Raw genomic sequence first — 5,733 nt, forward strand, 5'->3', positions numbered from 1 at the left:
CCCGGCCGTCCTGTGCGGCGGCTTCCACCTCCGCGCGCAGCTCCAGTGCCGCCGCGTCCGATCCCGCCCCGGGCTCGCTCGGCGCGAAGGCCGCGATCGCCGTGCCGGCGGTGACCCGGGGGAGCCAGCGGGCGCGTTGCGCCTCGGTTCCGTACGCGTGCACCGGATGGGCGCCGAGGCCCTGGAGGGCCAGGGCCGTCTCGGCCTCCGTGCAGGCGTAGGCCAGGGACTCGCGCATCAGGCACAGGTCGAGCGCGCCCGAGGTGAACAGGCGACCGAGCAGGCCGAGGCTGCCGAGCTCGGCGACCAGGGCCCGGTTCACATGCCCCGGTTCACCCTTGTCGGCCAGCGGGTGGAGCCGTTCCGCCGCCAGGGCGCGCAGTTCGGCGCACCAGGCGAGTTGTGCCGGTTCGAGCGAGAATGCGGTCATCGCCGGTCCCTTCTCCGCCACCCTGCGTTCCGGCTGGGCCACTCCGAGGCTATCGCGGACCGTTGACTGTCGTCACCAACACGATACGCTCCAGAGGCGAGCCCACCACGCCAAGGGGGCGAACCGTATGAACGCACGGCGCACGGCCCACGTCGACACCTTCGCCCGGGACCATCTGCCACCCCCGGACCAATGGCCCGAGCTCCGCTTCGACCTGCCGGAGCTGCACTACCCCGAACGGCTCAACTGCGCCGCCGAACTGCTGACCGGCCCGCCCGCCGACCGCCCGGCGTTCCTCACCGCCACCGGCGAGCCGTGGACGTACGGCGATCTGCGCGCCCGGGTGGACCGCGTCGCCCATCTGCTCACCGGCGAGCTCGGTGTCGTCCCGGGCAACCGGGTGCTGCTGCGCGGCCCCACCACCCCCTGGCTCGCGGCCTGCTGGCTGGCGGTGCTGAAGGCGGGGGCGGTGGCGGTCACGGTGCTCGCCCAGCAGCGCCCGCACGAGCTGAGCACGATGTGCGAGATCGCGCGGGTGCGGCACGCCCTGTGCGACATCCGGGCCGTCGACGACCTCGCCAAGGCCGAGATCCCCGGCCTGCGGATCGCGACCTACGGCGGCGACGCCCCGGACGACCTCCTCAACCGCCCGGCGCCCACGAGCCCGTACGAGGCCGTGGCGACGGCGGCCGACGACGTGGCGCTGATCGCCTTCACCTCGGGCACCACCGGCCGCCCGAAGGGCTGCATGCACCTGCACCGGGACGTCCTGGCGATCGCCGACACGTTCTCCCGGCACGTCCTGCAGCCGGGCCCGGACGACGTGTTCACCGGCAGTCCCCCGCTGGGTTTCACCTTCGGTCTCGGCGGCCTGGTGGTCTTCCCGCTGCGGGCCGGCGCCCGTGCGCTGCTGCTCGAACAGGCCGGGCCCCGGCAGCTGCTGCCCGCCATCGCCCGGCACCGGGTCTCCGTGCTGTTCACCGCCCCGACGGCGTACCGCGCGATGCTCGACGAGCTCGACGAGCTCGACGGGCACGACGTCTCCTCCCTGCGCCGCTGCGTCTCGGCCGGCGAGAACCTGCCGGCGGCCACCTGGCAGGCCTGGTACGAGCGCACGGGCCTGCGCGTCATCAACGGCATCGGCGCCACCGAGCTGCTGCACATCTTCATCTCCGCGGCAGACGACCGGATCCGGCCCGGAACCACGGGCGTTCCGGTGCCGGGCTGGCAGGCGCGCGTGCAGGACGCGGACGGCGAGCCCGTGCCCGACGGGCAGCCGGGACTGCTCGCCGTACGCGGACCGGTCGGCTGCCGATACCTCGCCGACCCGCGCCAGCGGGACTACGTCCGCGGCGGCTGGAACATCACCGGCGACACCTACGTCCGCGACCCCGACGGCTACTTCCGCTACGTCACCCGCGCCGACGACATGATCATCTCGGCCGGGTACAACATCGCCGGGCCCGAGGTGGAGGACGCGCTGCTGCGGCACCCGGACGTGGTGGAGGCGGCGGTCGTGGGACGGCCCGACGAGGCCCGCGGGCAGGTGGTGCTTGCCTTCGCCGTCCTCAAGGAGGCCGCACGGCGGGACGCCGAGGCGCTGCGCGCCTTCGTGAAGAGCGAGCTGGCGCCGTACAAGTGCCCGCGCGAGATCGTCTTCCTGGACGCGCTGCCGCGCACGGCCACCGGCAAGCTCCAGCGGTTCAGACTGCGTGCCCCAGGGGTACCGGAAGGCGACCGGGAATGATCCGTACGACCTAAGATGATCAACGTGTCCGACCACCATGCACCACGGTCTCTCATCGTCACGCTCTACGGCGCGTACGGCCGCTTCGTGCCGGGCCCCGTGCCGGTAGCCGAACTGATCCGGCTGCTGGCCGCGGCCGGCGTGGACGCTCCGTCCGTACGCTCCTCGGTGTCACGGCTCAAGAGACGCGGCCTGCTCGTGCCCGCCCGCACCGCACAGGGCGCGGCCGGTTACGAACTGTCCCCGGACGCCCGTCAGTTGCTCGACGACGGCGACCGCCGCATCTACGCCTCCGCTCCACCCGAGGACGAGGGCTGGGTGCTCGCGGTGTTCTCCGTGCCGGAGTCGGAGCGGCAGAAGCGGCACGTGCTGCGTTCCCGGCTGGCCGGCCTCGGTTTCGGCACGGCCGCTCCGGGCGTGTGGATCGCGCCCGCGCGGCTGTACGAGGAGACCCGGCACACGCTCCAGCGGCTGCGGCTCGACGTGTACGTCGACTTCTTCCGCGGTGACCACCTCGGCTTCGCCGCGACCACGGAGGCGGTCGCCCGGTGGTGGGACCTGGCGGCCATCGCCAAGGAGCACGAGGAGTTCCTCGACCGCCACGCGCGCGTGCTGCACGCCTGGGAGAAGCGCGAGGACACCCCGCCGGAGGAGGCCTACCGGGACTACCTCCTCGCCCTGGACTCCTGGCGCCACCTGCCCTACACCGACCCGGGCCTGCCGTCCGAGCTGCTTCCCGCGGACTGGCCGGGGGTCCGCTCCTCGGCGGTGTTCCGCGGGCTGCACGAGCGGCTGCGGGACGCGGGAGCGGGGTTCGTGGGTCTCTGACCCACACAGGCGTCGCCCGGTTTGCGGCGTTTGCCCCGCCGTGGAACGGTCAACGATGTCCGCGAGTGGACGGAGCACGCACCGGGAGGCGGACCGAGGGATGACCGTCACCACACCACCGAGGACGACCGGCTCCCGCACGGACCGGCTCCCGTGAAGCGGTGGGGCCGCTCGGTGCGCGGCGGGTGGCACCGGGCCGGTGCGCACACCCTCGTCCGGCAGGGCCGCGAGGTGGAGTTGCTGCACCGGGCCACGGGGTTCGCCACCCTCGCCCTGGTCACCCTGGCGCCCCTGCTCATCGTGGTCGCCGCCGCCGACCCCCTGGAACGGGGCGGATTCGCCCTGTGGCTCGCCGACGGCATGGGGCTGTCCGGACGATCCGCGCGGGTGCTCACGGACATCATCAGCCCGCCGCTCAAGGTCATCGGCACCACGAGCGTGCTCGGCGGGGTCGCCCTCGCGGTCTTCGGCGTCGCGTTCGGCGGCAGCGTGCAGAACGGCTACGAGCGGATCTGGGGCCTGCCCTCGGGCCCGTGGCACCGCGTCTGGCGGCAGGCGGTGTGGATGATCGCGATGACCGCGTACCTGTACCAGGAGGTGCAGACGCGCAGCATCGTCTCGGGGCCGGAGCGGATCACGCTGAGCTCGGCGTCCGGCGTGCTGTTCTTCTGGTGGGGGCAGCGTTTCCTGCTGGGCGGGCAGGTCCGCTGGAGCGATCTGCTCCCCGGGGCGCTGGCCACCATGGCCGGCCTGGTCGGCCTGCGCATGTTCTCCTACTTCGTCTTCACCCCGCTCATCGTCACCAACGCCATCAGCTACGGAGCGGTCGGCGTCGTCCTCGTCGTGGAGTCCTGGCTCATCGGCGTGGGCTACGTCGTCTACGGCGGCGCGCTCCTCGGCCGCTGGGCGCTGGAGCACCACGGACACCGGAACCGCGGCGAGTAGAGCAGACCCCGGCCGACCCTGCCGTACGAACGCACATGCCACCTGCTGGGATCTCTGTCCTCGCTCATGCGCATACACAGGGGTCTTTCCCCTCGCATCTGCGGCATTATCATCGGCGCATGCTGATCCGAGGGAGCAGATCCGTGATGACCCGTAGCACGCGCCGGACCAGCCGCCCGCTCCAGGCGGCCGTGGGAGGAGCCGCAGCCCTGCTGGCCCTGAGCGCCTGCTCGTCGTCCGGTTCGAATTCCTCGGCGAAGCCGGACTCCCCCGGGCCGGGCAAGCTCTCCGGGGAGGTGACCGTGTTCGCCGCGGCCTCGTTGAAGGAGAGCTTCACGACGCTGGGCAAGCAGTTCGAGGAGGACCACCCCGGCACGAAGGTCACCTTCAGCTTCGGCGGCAGTGACTCGCTGGCCGCGAGCATCACCGGCGGCGCCCCGGCGGACGTCTTCGCCTCGGCCAGCCCCAAGACGATGAAGATCGTCACGGACGCCGGGGTCGCCTCGGGCACCCCCGCGACCTTCGTCCGCAACGAGCTGGAGATCGCCACCCCGCCCGGCAACCCCGGGAAGATCTCCTCGCTCGTGGACCTCACCGAGGCGGGCCTGAAGGTCGTGCTCTGCGACGAGGAGGTGCCGTGCGGCGCCGCCGCGCAGCGGGCCCTCGACGCGAGCAGGCTCAAGCTCACCCCCGTCTCCTACGAGCAGGACGTCAAGGCCGCGCTCACCAAGGTCGAGCTGAAGGAGGCCGACGCCGCCGTCGTCTACAAGACGGACGTGCGCGCTGCGGGTGACAAGGTGGAGGGCGTGGAGTTCCCCGAGTCCGCCGGCGCCGTCAACGACTACCCGATCGCCCTGCTGAAGGACGCCGGGAACGCCGAGGCCGCCAAGGCGTTCATCGCGCTGGTGCGGTCCGCCGAGGGCCAGAAGGTCCTGAGCGGGGCCGGGTTCCGCAAGCCGTGACACTCCCGACCGACAAGCCTCGCGCCGGAGCCGACACGCTCCGGGGCGGTCCGCGGCGCCGGCGCGTGCGGACGGGCGTCCCGCTGCCCCTGCTGGTCCCTGCGCTGATCGGCCTGGCCTTCCTGATCGTGCCGCTGATCGCCCTGCTCGTACGGACCCCGTGGCACAGCCTGCCCGCGCAGCTGACCAGCCCGGACGTATGGCAGGCCCTCAGGCTGTCCCTGCTCAGCGCCACGGCGGCCACCGGCGTGAGCCTGGTCATCGGCGTGCCGCTGGCCTGGCTGCTGGCCCGCGTCGACTTCCCCGGCCGCGGCCTCGTACGCGCCCTCGTCACCCTGCCCCTCGTCCTGCCTCCGGTCGTCGGCGGTGTGGCGCTGCTGATGGCGCTCGGCCGCAACGGCATCGTCGGGCGGTGGCTCGACGCGTGGTTCGGAATCACGCTGCCCTTCACCACCGCCGGTGTCGTGATCGCGGAGGCGTTCGTGGCGATGCCGTTCCTCGTCATCAGCGTCGAGGGCACCCTGCGGGCCGCCGATCCGCGCTACGAGGAGGCGGCCGCCACCCTGGGCGCGTCCCGCTTCACCGCGTTCCGCCGGGTCACGCTGCCGCTGATCGCGCCGGGCATCGCGGCGGGCGCGGTCCTCGCCTGGGCGCGGGCGCTCGGCGAGTTCGGCGCGACGATCACCTTCGCCGGCAACTTCCCCGGCCGCACCCAGACCATGCCCCTGGCCGTCTACCTGGCCCTGCAGAGCGATCGAGGCGACCGAACGACTCCCCGCCGGTTCACGCGGCAAGAGCCTTCAGGCACGCACGCTGGAGGC

Annotated in this window: 6 protein-coding genes; 5 read left to right on the forward strand and 1 reads right to left on the reverse strand. The window is 72.8% G+C overall.

What is annotated here, in order from left to right; genetic code table 11:
• A partial coding sequence (locus ABZ281_RS34710) for an acyl-CoA dehydrogenase family protein (RefSeq protein ID WP_356662026.1) occupies window positions 1-430 on the reverse strand: 430 nt, incomplete at its 3' end.
• Between the two features lie 127 nt (window positions 431-557).
• Between ABZ281_RS34710 and ABZ281_RS34715 the strand changes: the two genes are divergently transcribed.
• From ABZ281_RS34715 to ABZ281_RS34735, 5 genes are all read left to right on the forward strand, one after another.
• On the forward strand, window positions 558-2,177 hold the full coding sequence (locus ABZ281_RS34715) for an AMP-binding protein (protein WP_356662028.1): 1,620 nt from the start codon (window positions 558-560) through the stop codon (window positions 2,175-2,177).
• A gap of 15 nt (window positions 2,178-2,192) precedes the next feature.
• The gene (locus ABZ281_RS34720; RefSeq protein WP_356662030.1) at window positions 2,193-3,005 is read left to right on the forward strand and encodes a PaaX family transcriptional regulator C-terminal domain-containing protein; all 813 of its coding nucleotides are present in this window, start codon (window positions 2,193-2,195) and stop codon (window positions 3,003-3,005) included.
• Between the two features lie 153 nt (window positions 3,006-3,158).
• On the forward strand, window positions 3,159-3,950 hold the full coding sequence (locus ABZ281_RS34725; RefSeq protein ID WP_356662032.1) for a ribonuclease BN: 792 nt from the start codon (window positions 3,159-3,161) through the stop codon (window positions 3,948-3,950).
• Between the two features lie 146 nt (window positions 3,951-4,096).
• Window positions 4,097-4,912, forward strand: a complete 816-nt coding sequence (gene modA / locus ABZ281_RS34730) for a molybdate ABC transporter substrate-binding protein (protein WP_356662034.1) — start codon at window positions 4,097-4,099, stop codon at window positions 4,910-4,912.
• Window positions 4,909-5,733 (forward strand): ABC transporter permease (locus tag ABZ281_RS34735; protein ID WP_356662036.1); only part of this gene is annotated, 825 nt, incomplete at its 3' end. The genes modA and ABZ281_RS34735, both read left to right, overlap by 4 nt.

The sequence above is a fragment of the Streptomyces sp. NPDC006265 genome, assembly GCF_040613555.1.
Taxonomy (GTDB): domain Bacteria; phylum Actinomycetota; class Actinomycetes; order Streptomycetales; family Streptomycetaceae; genus Streptomyces.

Coding starts and splice junctions, on each gene's coding strand:
- ABZ281_RS34720 (WP_356662030.1), top strand. CDS start 2,193: ATGATCAACGTGTCCGACCACCATGCACCACGGTCTCTCATCGTCACG.
- ABZ281_RS34715 (WP_356662028.1), top strand. CDS start 558: ATGAACGCACGGCGCACGGCCCACGTCGACACCTTCGCCCGGGACCAT.
- modA (WP_356662034.1), top strand. CDS start 4,097: ATGACCCGTAGCACGCGCCGGACCAGCCGCCCGCTCCAGGCGGCCGTG.